15 protein-coding genes and 1 pseudogene are annotated in these 13,805 nt (G+C 40.7%); 11 read left to right on the forward strand and 5 right to left on the reverse strand.

The annotated features are described in order from the left end of the window. Window positions 1-491: 491 nt before the first annotated feature. Window positions 492-773, reverse strand: coding sequence for a hypothetical protein (locus MA_RS23270; protein WP_226990914.1), 282 nt, complete (start codon window positions 771-773; stop codon window positions 492-494). A 248-nt stretch (window positions 774-1,021) separates the two neighbouring features. On the opposite strand from MA_RS23270, the gene MA_RS23275 reads away from it, so the two are divergent. Next, a complete protein-coding gene (locus tag MA_RS23275) occupies window positions 1,022-2,305 on the forward strand; it encodes a UDP-glucose dehydrogenase family protein (RefSeq protein WP_011024335.1) in 1,284 nt (427 codons plus the stop codon). Next, window positions 2,277-2,501 (forward strand): hypothetical protein, encoded by a 225-nt coding sequence (locus MA_RS23280; protein WP_011024336.1) that lies wholly within the window; start codon window positions 2,277-2,279, stop codon window positions 2,499-2,501. Before MA_RS23275 ends, MA_RS23280 begins: the two co-directional genes overlap by 29 nt. Before the next feature lie 68 nt (window positions 2,502-2,569). Here the strand turns inward: MA_RS23280 and galU are convergent, their stop codons facing one another. After that, the gene (gene galU / locus MA_RS23285) at window positions 2,570-3,457 is read right to left on the reverse strand and encodes a UTP--glucose-1-phosphate uridylyltransferase GalU (protein WP_048065994.1); all 888 of its coding nucleotides are present in this window, start codon (window positions 3,455-3,457) and stop codon (window positions 2,570-2,572) included. Between the two features lie 191 nt (window positions 3,458-3,648). Between galU and MA_RS23290 the strand changes: the two genes are divergently transcribed. Further along, window positions 3,649-4,599 (forward strand): NAD-dependent epimerase/dehydratase family protein, encoded by a 951-nt coding sequence (locus MA_RS23290; protein ID WP_048065995.1) that lies wholly within the window; start codon window positions 3,649-3,651, stop codon window positions 4,597-4,599. Between the two features lie 175 nt (window positions 4,600-4,774). Here MA_RS23290 and MA_RS23295 read toward each other — a convergent pair whose 3' ends face one another. Further along, window positions 4,775-6,247, reverse strand: a complete 1,473-nt coding sequence (locus MA_RS23295) for a flippase (RefSeq protein WP_011024339.1) — start codon at window positions 6,245-6,247, stop codon at window positions 4,775-4,777. 1,171 nt (window positions 6,248-7,418) lie between these two features. Here MA_RS23295 and MA_RS27770 point away from each other — a divergent pair. The 3 genes and pseudogenes from MA_RS27770 to MA_RS26140 all read left to right on the forward strand — a co-directional run. Further along, window positions 7,419-7,571 (forward strand): hypothetical protein, encoded by a 153-nt coding sequence (locus MA_RS27770; protein ID WP_157860400.1) that lies wholly within the window; start codon window positions 7,419-7,421, stop codon window positions 7,569-7,571. 141 nt (window positions 7,572-7,712) lie between these two features. Continuing rightward, window positions 7,713-7,886, forward strand: coding sequence for a hypothetical protein (locus MA_RS27775; RefSeq protein WP_157860401.1), 174 nt, complete (start codon window positions 7,713-7,715; stop codon window positions 7,884-7,886). Between the two features lie 248 nt (window positions 7,887-8,134). Beyond that, window positions 8,135-8,479: pseudogene (locus MA_RS26140) on the forward strand (transposase); the annotation flags it as partial. A 47-nt stretch (window positions 8,480-8,526) separates the two neighbouring features. Here MA_RS26140 and MA_RS23305 read toward each other — a convergent pair. Both MA_RS23305 and MA_RS23310 read right to left on the reverse strand, forming a co-directional pair. After that, window positions 8,527-9,444 (reverse strand): IS481-like element ISMac4 family transposase, encoded by a 918-nt coding sequence (locus MA_RS23305; RefSeq protein ID WP_011021141.1) that lies wholly within the window; start codon window positions 9,442-9,444, stop codon window positions 8,527-8,529. Window positions 9,445-9,526: 82 nt separating this feature from the next. Next, window positions 9,527-10,423: an SDR family NAD(P)-dependent oxidoreductase gene (locus MA_RS23310; protein ID WP_011024341.1), complete on the reverse strand. Its 897-nt coding sequence runs from the start codon at window positions 10,421-10,423 to the stop codon at window positions 9,527-9,529. A gap of 150 nt (window positions 10,424-10,573) precedes the next feature. Between MA_RS23310 and MA_RS27780 the strand changes: the two genes are divergently transcribed. From MA_RS27780 to MA_RS29120, 5 genes are all read left to right on the forward strand, one after another. Beyond that, window positions 10,574-10,816, forward strand: coding sequence for a hypothetical protein (locus tag MA_RS27780; RefSeq protein WP_157860402.1), 243 nt, complete (start codon window positions 10,574-10,576; stop codon window positions 10,814-10,816). Between the two features lie 141 nt (window positions 10,817-10,957). Continuing rightward, window positions 10,958-11,845, forward strand: coding sequence for a DUF1616 domain-containing protein (locus MA_RS23315; RefSeq protein WP_048065996.1), 888 nt, complete (start codon window positions 10,958-10,960; stop codon window positions 11,843-11,845). Between the two features lies 1 nt (window position 11,846). Further along, window positions 11,847-12,722, forward strand: a complete 876-nt coding sequence (locus MA_RS23320) for a CPBP family intramembrane glutamic endopeptidase (protein ID WP_048065997.1) — start codon at window positions 11,847-11,849, stop codon at window positions 12,720-12,722. A gap of 284 nt (window positions 12,723-13,006) precedes the next feature. Continuing rightward, complete coding sequence (locus MA_RS29115; RefSeq protein WP_011024344.1) at window positions 13,007-13,258, forward strand: hypothetical protein; 252 nt, start codon at window positions 13,007-13,009, stop codon at window positions 13,256-13,258. A 2-nt stretch (window positions 13,259-13,260) separates the two neighbouring features. Next, window positions 13,261-13,794, forward strand: a complete 534-nt coding sequence (locus MA_RS29120; protein WP_052279222.1) for a hypothetical protein — start codon at window positions 13,261-13,263, stop codon at window positions 13,792-13,794. The last annotated feature ends 11 nt before the right edge of the window (window positions 13,795-13,805 follow it).

Genomic DNA, 13,805 nt, shown 5'->3' on the forward strand with positions numbered 1-13,805 from the left:
AAATGCCAAACCCGGAAACCGATAAGGCGAGATATTTTCGAGAAATCAGGGAGTCTTCTACTTCACATTTACTTGATTAATCAGAGAAGCAGTCAATATACCCCGGTTTTTCTTAAATCCTTTTTCCGAACCCTATTTGCGGATTCGATGTCCCTTAAATTTCCCCTGAGCTGACAACAGGATGACGGCAACACCGACCCCCTCGGCTATGCCCAACCCCATTACAGCGCCTCCTTAAATTTAAATTTTTGAATCTGATAGGATAGCTAACAAACACTATTATGGTTAGAAGATAAATAGTTCAAAAATAAATAGTTTTGGAAACTAAGGTTCTGAACTAAAGTCTGTAAGGAACTAAAAACATAGATAATCCCGATTATTTTAGTTTCACAAACGAAAAAAATGGCATATTAACACCTCCTGAGATTTTAGAAGGGAGATCTCTTCAGGCGAATAGAAGGAAATATCTAAAAATAAAGAAATTCAAGGATTTAAGTAGATAGCCCTGTAAAAATAATTTCCAGACCTGCAAAGAGGAAAGTGGCAACAAAACATATCAACAGAGGATATATCCCCATATCAATGGAATCCATCGAAAAATGGTCTTCTTTTCTGCAAACCAGAAGCATTTCTTTCAGCCCCAGTAGAGCGATTAGTCCCAGAACCGTTATCTTGTAATATTCAGGGATTCCAAAGTCCGTATAAACAAAACAGATGCCTGAACCGGGAAAACTATTTCCCAGAGCAAACTCTTCCATACCCAGAATTAACATTGAAAGCACTACATATCTCCCAGCTTATCGATAAAGGTATTGTAAGAACATGTACTAAATTCTATCTATAGAAACTTATAAACTGTCAAACTATATAAATATTCAAACCGTCACAAAAAGGATAAGTATACGAAAGCCTGAAAGCGAGAAGCATTAAAGATCAGGAATTGTAAAGAAACACACTACCAAAAAATAAATAAGGTTTTGAAGCTATTACCTCTTCAATTCCCGAGAAAGAGGTCTAGATTATGAAAGTTTCGGTTATAGGTTCAGGATATGTGGGTTCGGTCACAGCAGCCTGTTTTGCAGAGGTAGGACACGAAGTCATCTGTGTAGATATCGACAGTAAAAAAACAGAGCAGATAAACTCAGGCATTCCTCCAATCTACGAGGAGGGGCTTGAAGAACTTTTGCAAAAGTATGCAGGAAAAAAACTCATAGCAACTACTGATTATGAATTTGCAGTCAATGAAACGGATATTTCCTTTATTTGTGTTGGAACCCCTTCGGCAGAAGACGGGAGTATAGACCTTTCAATTGTCCGGGCAGCAGCTGCAAGTATCGGTGCAGTTCTAGCAAAGAAAGAAGGCTACCATGTGGTAGTAGTAAAAAGTACAGTCGTGCCCGAAACAACAGAAAAATTTGTCCTGCCGATCCTTGAGGAAACCTCGGGGAAGAAAGCCGGAAAAGATTTCGGAGTCGCAATGAACCCGGAATTCCTTAGGGAAGGAAAAGCTGTCCATGACTTCATGCACCCTGACAAAATAGTTGTCGGGGCGATTGACCGAAGATCAGGAGACATGGTTTCCGAACTCTACAGGATCTTCGAATGCGAGATCACACATACAGGGCCGGCAACCGCAGAAATGATCAAATACGCAAATAACTCCCTGCTTGCAACCAAGATCTCCTTTGCAAATGAAATTGGGAATATCTGCAAAAATCTGGGGATCGATACCTATGAAGTAATGGAAGCTGTTGGGAAGGACTTCAGGATTTCCCCAAAGTTTTTAAATTCCGGAGCAGGTTTTGGAGGGTCATGTTTCCCGAAAGACGTAAAAGCACTCATAGGAAAAGCAAAAGCAATCGGATACTCTCCCGTGCTCCTTGAGTCCGTAATAGCTGTAAATGAAAGGCAACCCCTTCTTATGACTGAAATTCTCCAGAGGAAAATAGGAGATCTTGCAGGCAAAAAGATTGCAGTCCTTGGCCTTGCCTTCAAGAACGAAACGGATGACATAAGAGAATCCAGATCAATTCCTGTGATCGCTGAACTCCTCAGGCTTGAAGCCCGGGTTTCGGCCTATGACCCGATGGCAACCGAGAACATGAAACGTATCTTTCCTGCAGTCGAATACTTTGGTAGCGCCTCGGATGCGCTTATAGATGCAGACGCCTGCCTTGTTATGACAGAATGGGACGAGTTCAGGAATCTTGACTCCGAGTTCCAGGGCATGAAAAGAAAAATAGTTATTGATGGAAGGCGGATAGTTAAAGCGAAAAATGTGGATTATGAGGGACTCTGCTGGTGAAAATCAGCAGAAATTCCTGCCCCTCACATTTTATACATTATATTTTGCAGTAACATATTTTGCAGTAACATATTTTGCAGTAACATATTTTGCAGTAACATATTTTGCAGTAATGTATTTTGCAGTAATGTATTTTGCAGTAATGTATTTTGCAGTAATATGGTCATTAGGCCATTTTTTCTTGAATCTAAGTTAATTGAGGCTTCATTTAGTATCCGGTTCTTTTGCTTCTTTTATAACCGGATTCTGTTCCGATCTCCACTCTTACTTTTCTGCCGTGACCTTTTCAACTGCCAGGATTTCCCGCAGGTACTCAAGTACATTGTCTCTGAGGCTTTCGTTCTGAAGGGCAAAGTCGATTATAGATTTTATATATCCAAGTCGGTCTCCCGTATCGAACCTTTTTCCTTTGAACCTGCAAGCGTAGATCATCTGAGACCTGCTCAGGAGCCTGATGCCGTCCGTAAGCTGGATCTCGCTCCCCACTCCGGTTCCGGCTTTTTTAATGCAATCAAAAATTTCAGGAGTGAAAACGTAGCGCCCAATTGCCCCGATATTAGAAGGAGCCTCTTCGGGAGAGGGTTTTTCCACGATATCCTCAAGCACGTACAGGGAATCGTCAAGAGGCCTGCCCTTTATAATTCCGTAACTGTTCAGTTTTTCGTAAGGCACCTCTTCAACTGCGATGGTTGACCTTCCGTATTTTTCAAAGTTCTCGATAAGCTGGGCAGTGCAGGGTTTATCATTAACGATAATGTCGTCTCCGAGAAGCACCGCAAAAGGTTCATTTCCGATATGGTTCTCTGCCCTGAGAACTGCATCCCCAAGCCCGTTAGGCTCTTTCTGGCGGATATAGTGGATATCAACAAGAGAGGAGATGTCCCTGACCAGTTTCAACATGTCTGTCTGGTTCTTTTTCGCAAGGTGCATTTCAAGTTCAGGGGAGTCGTCGAAGTAATCTTCGATGGCTCTCTTGCCTCTTCCAGTGATAATGATTATGTCCTCGATCCCTGAGGCTATAGCCTCCTCCACGACATACTGGATGACGGGAGTGTCAATGATCGGGAGCATTTCTTTTGGCATGGACTTAGTGGCAGGCAGGAAACGGGTTCCTAAACCGGCTGCCGGAATGAGTGCTTTTTTAATAGTCACGGTTAACTCTCCGTAAAAGGAAAAATTACGTAAAAATTTATTCTTACACTGAGTTGAAATACTTTTCACCTTATCTCTTTAACTTTTCCCTTATTCCGTACAGAAATCGGGTTAAGGAAGAAAAAAGTTTCAGAACTTTCTAAATGAGTGAAAAATATTAATATTGAGAGTCAGATTATTTGAAGATCTTCATGCTTTCAGAGAACAGAATACTTGTAACAGGAGGAGCCGGGTTCATAGGGAGCAATCTGGTAGACCGCCTATTAGAAAAAGGAAACTTGGTTGTTGTTTTCGATAACCTTAGTTCCGGCAAGCTGGAATTTATAGAGCAGCACTTTGAAAATCCGGATTTTTCCCTTGTAAGAGGAGACCTTCTTGATCCTGAGGCTATCGAAAGAGCCTGTACGGATGTTGACATGGTATACCATGTAGCTGCAAATCCAGATGTCAAACTCGGAGCTTCAGATACAAAAGTCCATCTGGATCAGAATATCCTGGCAACCTACAACCTCCTCGAAGCTATGAGAAAAGGCAATGCAAAAAAAATTGCATTTACCTCGACATCCACAGTCTACGGGGAAGCAAGCGTGATGCCCACCCCGGAGGATTATGGCCCTCTTATCCCAATATCCCTCTACGGGGCTTCAAAACTTGCCTGTGAAGCTCTCATCACTTCGTACTCTCACACCTTCGATATGCAGGCTTGGATTTTCCGGTTTGCAAATATTGTCGGACCGCGCAGCACACACGGAATCACTGTTGATTTTATAAAGAAGCTGAAGGAGAATCCCGGCAGGCTCGAGATTCTTGGAGACGGAAAACAGGAAAAATCCTACCTTCATGTGTCGGAGTGTGTTGATGCTATCCTTTTTGCAATAGAGAAAAGCAAAGAAGAGGTAAATATCTTCAATATCGGTTCCGAAGACACAATCAGTGCTACAGAAATAGGGCAAGTCGTTACTGAAGAGATGGGCCTTTCCGATGTAGAGTTCGTATATACCGGAGGAAGCAGGGGCTGGAAAGGCGATGTGCCAAGAATGAGGCTCGGGATTGAGAAACTAAAAGCAATAGGTTGGAAACCTGTCTATACGTCGGAGAACAGTGTAAGGGAAACAGCAAGGGCATTACTTTCCGGAAACTGAGATTTTATGATGCACAGAGAAATCCAGAGGCAATAGCACACTCAATAATTCGCGAATATAATTAGACGGGCGATCAGGTAACTCCTGAAAGCATTGAAAATAACAGGCTGAAGGATTTATAAAGTCTGGGAATAAACTAATCTACGCTTGCTCGATATCGAGGATAGGAAACTGGTTATTTGCTGTTAGAGCTAACTTCTGACCTGAACAGATACCTTTTTATTAAAGACATTTCATGGTCAGTAAAACCACCTACCAGAAACATTACAACCACATAAGTAAACGTGCCCGCTCCCACCGCTTCGAAAAGCTCGAATATATCTGAGATAGCGAAGCCTGAAACAAACAAGTACATGGCTATTGATGACAGAATACTTTTTGCAATGTCCAGGTAATAAAAATCAAGTTTAAAATATTTCAGTGTCACGCGCATGCAAAGTGCAGCCATTAAAAAGTAGGAAACAAGGGTTGAAAGGGCAGCGCCTGCAATGCCGACTGAAGGTATGAGAATAAGATTAATTAATACGTTCGAGACAGCGGCAAGAATGTTAATATAGGTAGCAGGTCTCGTTTTTTTAATAAGGAATATTGTATTGACAAAAATCTGGAATATTCCTACCAGAAGCCCGGCAAAAGCAATGATCGGGATTACAAACCAACCGGAAACAAAATCCTGAGTGGTAAGGACTCCAAGCAAAGGTTTTGAGAGAGCTGAAAGTCCAAAAACTGCGGGAATGGCAATAATAAGGAAATACCTCAGGGAATGCGACATATAGATTCTTACCTCATCTGTCTTATTCTCGTCAAACAGCTTTGAAAGCTCAGGAAAGAGTATAAGCTGAAGAGGGCTTACAAAAAGCTGAATAAGGTTCCCGATTGAACAGGCTGCAGAATAAACGCCTACACTGCCAAGCCCAAGGAAATAAGTAACCATATATCTATCACTTGAGTCCGTAACCCACCTGATAAGTACGTTTGGAGTTAATGGCAGAGAAAACTGCAGGTGTTCTCTTATGCAAGTAAACTGCGGGATAACAAATCCTATTTGTGAAACTATGGTGACAAAGGCTATTAAGAAAATTAGCCCCTGGACCATTAAAGTGGCAGTTATTACTCCTAAAAGTCCGTATCCCATTTTAAGAAAGATAAGTGTGAATAGTAGTTTTCCAAAGGTTTCAAAAAGGGTAAAGTAGGAGAATTTCTTAATTTGCCTGAAAACCCTGAAGTAAAAAAGGGATATGGATTCAATTACATTCAGAAAAATTAAAAGAGAGCCCGCCTGGACAAAATAAGTTGCACTAGGATCCTGAAAGCCGAAAGTTGCAAGCGGTTCTGCAAAAACATATAAAAGGGACGAAGCCAGAAAACCTGATACTGTAACAAAAAAAAGGATTGAGTATACCACTTCCCTTATTTTTTTCTTTTCAGTTTCGGAAGATAAAAATCTGATGAAACTCATCGAAAGCCCCATAAGTGCGAGAGGAGAGACTAACGATACTGTGATGTTGATCTGTGCCCAGATTCCATAGTCATATGCTCCAAGGGTTTTTGTAATAACGGGGAGTAAAAAGAATGTACCCAAGCTTGTAAGTATCTGAACAATTCCGATAAATCCAACATCCTTTGCAAACTTTTGATATGACATCATATCACCTTAAAAAACACCTTTTTTCTGCTTTTAATTAAAGGAGATTATGAGATATCACTCGAAAACCTATCACTCGAAAACCTCTTTTGGAGCACAGTTAGATCACCAATAAATGTTCGATATATGAATCCTTTAGAATACCTTTGATCATCCGGCTCAGGTTTTAGCCTGTATATCAATCGCTTTTCCGTAACCTGTTCGGAATGTTTATTGTCATCTGAAGTACCTTCAATTCTAAGGGAAAGGGTCTGAAAATTTTAAGTTTCTTCTCATCGTTAACTTTATTCTTATATTAAGGGCATAATAATCTGGAGTAATAAAAGCACATTAATTCGGAGAACAATTCAGAATTCGATAACGGAGGGTCTAAAATTTTTCTCACCGTTAACTTTTAGTTTATTTGGACAGCGTCTTCATTTGAAGAAATCAGTCTCATTCTAACCCAATAAGAGATCTCGACAAAGAATAAAAGCCTTTGTGTTCGAGTAAATTTTTCTAACAGTTATTATGCAGCTAAACAAAACTTTCAAAAAAGAAATATTTAGCAGGAATAAAAATATAGACTGAAAAAATTAAGAAAAGTAGACAGGAAGTCAGGACAAAACTTATAAATATAAATAAAAAAGATGGAACCATGAAACAAAGCATTAAAGAAACTAAAGAATTTTATTACTTGCCACTAGTACATCGATTCCAAATTATGGGAAGAATTGGACTTTGAAATCAGCACTGGTCAATGTTTTTTCTATGAGAAAACCACAAGCGGACAAGAATAAACACGAATTGAAAATATTTGTGTTCACTTGTTTTTATTCATGGTTTATTGAGGATATATGGAATCGATGTACTAGTATACTATTCTACGAGACCTGTTACATCCGACTCACAGAAAAATACGACCTTCACTATCCGCTTTATTTCTACGCAGTTCCCAAAAAGTACTTTTAGCCCATAACCGGTATTTCATACTCCCACTTCTTTTTCATATGTGCCATAAAAAAGATAAAATCGTAACCATACCCCCATTAATGAATCTTTTTCATATCCTGATGGATAAGGAATCATGGGGCTTGAAAGGCGATGAAAAGTCCCTCTGGTGTAATAGGGCCAGGGCCCTTGGCACGTAGAAAGAAAAGTTGCATATTAAGGGTTCCTTACTTTAAGACAGATTATGGAAGCTATGAATTTTGACGATAAGGTTCTTTCCGTTAATGAAGGCCTCAATCCCGATGTAGTCAATTTAAGAGTATACGAAAGCAAAGTATATGAGAGAAAGGTAAATGTGGCTCCTGATGGCGTTGATACGAAGGATATTCAAGTCTGAAGGAAAAAAATACTCAAGAAGCGTCTTGCTTGTCTCAGAAAAGAATATTTTGCTATATATGAGAACCCTGGGAAAAATAAAGACCTAGACTACCTTATTGAAACTGCAAAAAGTTTTGTTGGTACGAACACGGACCTGCATATGATAAACAAGGACGATGGGCTTATAAAAAACATGGAGAAAAGTGCAGAAGAGCTTGGAATTGCAAGCTGCATCAAGTTCGCTAGACCTGTAAACCAGAGGACAATTCCCTCTGGATTTCAGCGGCAGACCTGCTGGTGCTGCCTCTTCTCTCAGAAGGAAGAAAAATTTTAGTGCTTGAAACCTTCCCTTATGAAGTCCCTGAAGTGGCAACTGATGTTGGCTAGTTCCCTAGCTTATGACTGAAAGATAAACAGGGTATCTGTTTCCTGCAACAAACCCTGAGGAACTGTCTGGAAAAATCAAATTGCGTGCGGCCACCCCACCCTAAAGAGGCTGTCCGACAATAACCTTCAGTAATAAGAGTATTCTGTTGAAGATATAATTCTAATTTTATAATTATTCCTCCTATATCTCTGATTATGGTTTTCATCAAGCCAAAAAATCAAGTTTGGACTTTACCCCCAGATATTCGAGATCTTATTCCTTCTGATCATATCTGCTACTTGGTTGATTCTTTTGTGGACGAGATGGATTTTAGTGAATTTGAAACTCGGTATGATGGTTCTGGGCACCCTGCTTATCATCCTTGCATAATGTGTAAGATTTTGATTCAATCTATGCTTGATAGAGTTCGATCATCGCGAGCGATAGCTCGCAATGTTCGAGAAAATATAGTTTACATGTATTTAGCTGAAAACCTACAACCTGATTTTAGAACAATCAGTGACTTTCGGAAAGAAAATGAGAAACTGATTACTGTTTTGTCCTGAAATAATTTCGCTTTGAAACTTTTTTCCTCTTGTCCATGTTTTCACCACCCAAACAATCTCACTCCTATTCTGAACTTTGCCTCAACTGGTAATCTATTCCAGAATGCTTCCTGTGGCGATTCTAACTGTTCAAGTTTCAAAGCTCCATGTGGCCTCTTGTTATACCACTGTACGAATTCTTCAAATGATTCAAACTCTCCTCTAAACCTTTGATATGTATCGAACCATTTCTCTATTTTTCCGTTTGTCTGAGGATGTCTTACCCTTGCAAGTATTGGTTTGATTCCAAGTTCTTCAATGCATCTTTTAAAGTCACTATCCCATGAACCATCCTTATTAATCCTGTGAGCCCCGAATTCACTTCCATGATCCATAATGAGCTCTCTTAAAGGGTATATGTCCCAGTACTCTTTGACAAGTTCATCAATCACTTTAATGGTGTTCTCCGTGTTGCAATGAACGTACTCTCCACCTGCAATTATCATTCTTGATGAATCATCAAGAATGGCACAGACTTGCAGTCCTAACAGGGGATTCTCATGCCAATCGATGTGTGCAGCAGACATGCTGTGTTCGCGTTCGTATCTACACCATTTTCTTCTCTGTTTCTTTTTTCGGTTTTCCTTGGCAAGGTCCATGCTAAGTAGATAGTTATGGATTCTGTTATGAGATATCTTACGATTATATTTGCCTTCGATGAGAATCTCAAGGTAACAGGCTCCAAACTTATAATCAGAGTAAGTTTGGTCAATCAATTCCTTATCAGAGGAGGATAAGGGGTTCTTTGGTCTTCCAAGATTAATGCCAACTTGAGGAAGCTGACCAGTTTCAACGTATTCTTTGTAGATCTGCTGAACTCGACGGGCTGAGATCCCCTGGATCTCAGCTATCGTCGAGGTAGATTCACCTTTCGATTTTTGAGCAATGATCCAACGTATCTTTTTTCCATTAAGTTTCACAAAAGATAAGGGATTACAACCGACATATTTAGCGCGAAATAATTTCGGGATAAAACATTTTTTAAGAAATCATCTTTTTTACTTAAATCAAACTCTTTAATCCCTGTCCCAGTTCGATCTCGCCTTTCCACCACCCGGAAATTTTTGAGACATCCGCCCTGGAATCCCGGACATCTCCTGCCCTTGATTCGGCATGGATTATCTGGCTTGAGGAGCCGGTCAGTTCAATAATATTCTCAGCAAGCTCGAGGACTGTTACACTTTTTCCCATAGCCACATTGAAGACCTGGCCATCCCCATGCTCGAGGGCTGCTACGTTTGCCATTACAACATCTTTTACATGAACGAAGTCCCTGCTCTGAAGCCCGTCACCGTAAATGACAAGGTCTTTTCCAGCCTTTGCTCTTTCCAAAAAAATAGGGATCACAGCGGCGTACGGGGATTTGGGATCCTGACGCGGACCATAGACATTGAAGTAGCGCAGGCAAGTAGTCCGAAGCCCGTGTTCTTCATAAAACATTCTTGCCAGATATTCTCCGTCAAGCTTGGAGATTGCATAGGGTGAAGCAGGTTCAGGATACATATTCTCCCTTTTAGGAAGTTCAGGGTTGTTTCCATAAACTGCAGCTGAGGATGCGGTCACGAATTTTTCGACTCCTGCCCTGACGCATGCCTGCAATACATTAAGTGTTCCAAGAGTATTTATCCGGAAAGCCTCAACTGGCTTTTCACAACTAAGAGGCACCGATACGAGAGCTGCTTCATGAAAAACACAGTCCATTCCCGAGACAGCCTTTTCGACCGAAGAGGGATCACAGATATCTCCCTGAATGAATTCGACATTTCTATGCTGAGGGATATTTCGTGAAAAACCCGTAGTTAGATTATCAAGTATTCTCACACTATGTCCTGCTTCTGCGAAATACTCAGCTATATGGGAGCCTATGAAACCTGCTCCTCCTGTAATCAGCACTTTCATGTTCCGAGAAAAGGAAAAGATACAAAATAAAATTTTCCATGCAGGTCTGAAACTTCCATATTTTCGGAAAACGTAGCAAAATATAGAAGAAATAGTTTTCATCAGGTGGAAGTCCTTTAGAAGGGAAAAATTTTTCATCGAAAGAAGCCTATGAGTACAGGGGAATTAAAAAAAATTGGGGAATTCAGGTCTTCACAATATAAACCAGCTGACCGGCAAAGTACAGTTAGTCATACAGCTTGGGGTAAATGGGTAATTTCCAGAAAACAGGTTCAAATAAGTTATTTACTTTCCGGTTTACCTGGACAATTTACTCAGTCTATTATTCCTTTTAGATTTTCTATTATCCTGCGGCAGCAATATCCGAGAGAATGCCGGTTAGAAAAAGGGTGAAATGTGCAATATGCATAAAACAACCGGAGAAATATGCACAATATGACATGAAATGAATGGATCATAGAAAACTTGACGGGAAGCTCACATAAGTATAAATTGTATGAAGATCGTATACTAAATATTTTCGCAGTGATAAAAATGGCTGGGAACAGACAATTACCTCTGGATCTGCTACTTGTGGCAGGTCTTGTAATCCTTACTGATATTTTCGTGCTTACTCCCGCACTGAGCGGAAGCTTTCTGCGCACATTCCTTGGAATTCTCCTGGTCCTCTTCTTACCCGGATATGCCCTGACAGGAGCTCTTCTTCCTGCAAAAAAAGACCTTGAAGGAATTGAGAGGGCTCTGCTTTCCGTGGGGTTAAGCATTGCCGTAGTCCCGCTCATGGGATTTGGAATGAATTACACCGACTGGGGAATCAGGGAAGTGCCCGTGCTCATAGGGCTTTCGACTTTTACTCTTCTCATGTGCGGGGTAGCATACTACAGAAGGCTACAGTTACCTGAAGCTGAAGCCTTTGAAGTCCCATTCAAAGCTTCTATCCTTGCCCTGAAGGCAGAGATTCTAGAAAAGCAAGGATCAAGAGCCGACAGAGCCCTTTCAATCTTACTGGTAATTTTGGTTCTGACCTCTCTCGGCAGCCTCGCTTATGTAATAGGGAATCCTAGGGAAGGAGAATCATTCACCGAATTCTATATCCTGGGACCCGAAGGGATGGCTGAGAACTACCCCACAAACTACACACTGGGAGACAGTGGTATAGTTGTTGTAGGAATTACAAACCATGAGCACAGAACAGTAAACTATACAATGGAACTGAGGCTTGAAAATCGTTCCCTATCTCTTCCAGAAAACCAGGAATATATCAGCCTTGAAGATAATGTATCCTGGAAAGAGCCAGTCACTTTTACTCCAACTCTTGAGGGAAAGAACATGAAACTGGAATTTCTGCTTTTTAATGATACTGAGAAAGACATACCTTACAGGAATGTGCATCTCTGGATTAATGTTACGAAGGAGGCCTGAAGTGGCACCTCCGGAATATCCACCCTCAGAGCTGGAAGCAGGAAAGATCTCTTTGCCGGAGCTTGGGAAAATGTTTAAAATGCAAACAGAGGAAAAGAATGTCTTCTTAAAAAAGATATTTTCCGTAGGAGCTCCTGTTATTGCTATTGCTTTTGCCGAACTGTTAATCTTTAGCGGAAGAATAAAAGAAGCCGCAATAACCTATACTCTGCTCCTCATAATCCTTTCGCTTTCAATAATAGTCTCAAAAAAACTGGAGACACGTAAAATTTATCAGGCATTTATACTCCTGCCTATACTTCGTATGGTAAACCTTTCAATGCCAATTTTCTTTGAATCCAGCCTTTACACTTTCGTATTCATATATGTACCCATGACAATTCCAGCAACTATAATATCCGTTCATCAGAAAATCCCAAGGGAGAGTAAAGGAGATTTACTCAAGAAAATGAAAATTTACCTGCCCTTTTCTATCCTTGCGGGCCTGATTTTTGCAGAGTTAGAAAATTTATTCATTCAAACCAGCCCTCTTATTCCTGATCTTTCACTCTTCAACCTGCTGAAACTCACAATTATAATGATTTTTGTAATCGGCCTTACAGAAGAATTCATCTTCAGAGGAATTATCCAGACAAGACTGGAAGAGTTCCTGGGCCCTGCAGGAGGTATCCTGCTTGCAAGCCTCTTATTCGGGCTAATGCATTCAAGCTATGGCACGCCTTACGAGATGGCTTATACATTCCTTGCAGGAGGCGTATTGGGATATTTTTTTTACAGGACAAAGAGCCTCGCTCTCGTAGTAATGATCCATGGTTTTATAAACATATTTTTATTCGGCCTAATCCCCTACCTGGGGCCAGGACTGGGCTTGATATAAAACTGTTGGAAAAAATATAAAAGAAACTACATATGACAGAGCACATAACTTGACCAGGTTAGTTGAGGTAAAAATACGGAAGAAAATCTATGAAGTCTATGATGCTCAAACCAAACAGAGCAGGGCCAGGACCCCCTGTTTTGTCTACTTATTATACTAACTCTGCTTTTAGGGGCTACAACATCTCCTGCCACCGCAAAGGTAACGGGCTGAGAAGTAAGGCCCGAGAACCCTAAAATAGGGGATACCCTTGTAATCGCGGGATTAGCTCCCCTGAAGAAGAAGTGGAGATTTCGATTTCTTTTGAAAAGACCGTGCCTGTATACCTGAGAGAGTACAATTACGAGTTCGAAAACGTTGAAATTCTTAATTTTAATAATCTTTTTACTGTAAGAGCCGAAGGGGTAGAAAGCCTTAAAGTGAAAATGAAAATGGTTCTCTCAAAGACTGAGAGTTCCTGGGCTGATGACGGGATAGCTATCGTGTCTTATTCCAGAGTTTCTCCGGGAACATATAAGGTAAGAGTGGAAAGGTAAGAGTGGACGGCATAGCAGAAGAAGGGGCTTCAAGTGTTAACCTGAAAGTCACAACAGTTCAAAGGCTTAAAGCCGGAACGGATGGAAAGTTTAGCTACAGATATGGTACAGGGTCAGTTCCTTCAGGAAAACTTGAAATCAAGATGGAAGATTCGAAAAGGGAAATTATCTTTAACACAAAAGGAAACTCCCCTGCTCTTCAGGCCTCTCCGATTTCTTCCCAGGTCCAGGTATCCGAAGTGTCTGAGGACAGAAAAACTTCCGAACTGGCAGCACTTGAAGGTGAAGAATCCACAGATATGGAATTAACAGACAACGAAAATGAAGAAAAACGCAGTATTCAGCTGACTGCAAGTTCGTGGGATGAAGATACCACTAAGGCTGCAACTGGCGGAGAAGTACCTTCAAAAGATTCAGCAAAAGAATCGGTAATTCAAGAATATGAAAATAAGGTCTTCAGTTTCTCCTATTTGCTTGCCGGAATCGCAGCAGGAGTTGGTATTCTACTGATATTCAGGAGTAAAAGTAAGGATTGATGCCCTCTTTA

Origin of the sequence: Methanosarcina acetivorans C2A, from assembly GCF_000007345.1 — an archaeon.
Classification (GTDB): Archaea; Halobacteriota; Methanosarcinia; order Methanosarcinales; family Methanosarcinaceae; genus Methanosarcina; species Methanosarcina acetivorans.

What these genes read in the sequence shown, in the direction of transcription:
- MA_RS23270 (WP_226990914.1), bottom strand. Translation starts at nt 773, where the DNA reads ATGTTAATTCTGGGTATGGAAGAGTTTGCTCTGGGAAATAGTTTTCCC.
- MA_RS23275 (WP_011024335.1), top strand. Translation starts at nt 1,022, where the DNA reads ATGAAAGTTTCGGTTATAGGTTCAGGATATGTGGGTTCGGTCACAGCA.
- MA_RS23280 (WP_011024336.1), top strand. Translation starts at nt 2,277, where the DNA reads ATGTGGATTATGAGGGACTCTGCTGGTGAAAATCAGCAGAAATTCCTG.
- MA_RS23290 (WP_048065995.1), top strand. Translation starts at nt 3,649, where the DNA reads ATGCTTTCAGAGAACAGAATACTTGTAACAGGAGGAGCCGGGTTCATA.
- MA_RS23295 (WP_011024339.1), bottom strand. Translation starts at nt 6,247, where the DNA reads ATGATGTCATATCAAAAGTTTGCAAAGGATGTTGGATTTATCGGAATT.
- MA_RS27770 (WP_157860400.1), top strand. Translation starts at nt 7,419, where the DNA reads ATGGAAGCTATGAATTTTGACGATAAGGTTCTTTCCGTTAATGAAGGC.
- MA_RS27775 (WP_157860401.1), top strand. Translation starts at nt 7,713, where the DNA reads ATGATAAACAAGGACGATGGGCTTATAAAAAACATGGAGAAAAGTGCA.
- MA_RS23310 (WP_011024341.1), bottom strand. Translation starts at nt 10,423, where the DNA reads ATGAAAGTGCTGATTACAGGAGGAGCAGGTTTCATAGGCTCCCATATA.
- MA_RS27780 (WP_157860402.1), top strand. Translation starts at nt 10,574, where the DNA reads ATGAGTACAGGGGAATTAAAAAAAATTGGGGAATTCAGGTCTTCACAA.
- MA_RS23315 (WP_048065996.1), top strand. Translation starts at nt 10,958, where the DNA reads ATGGCTGGGAACAGACAATTACCTCTGGATCTGCTACTTGTGGCAGGT.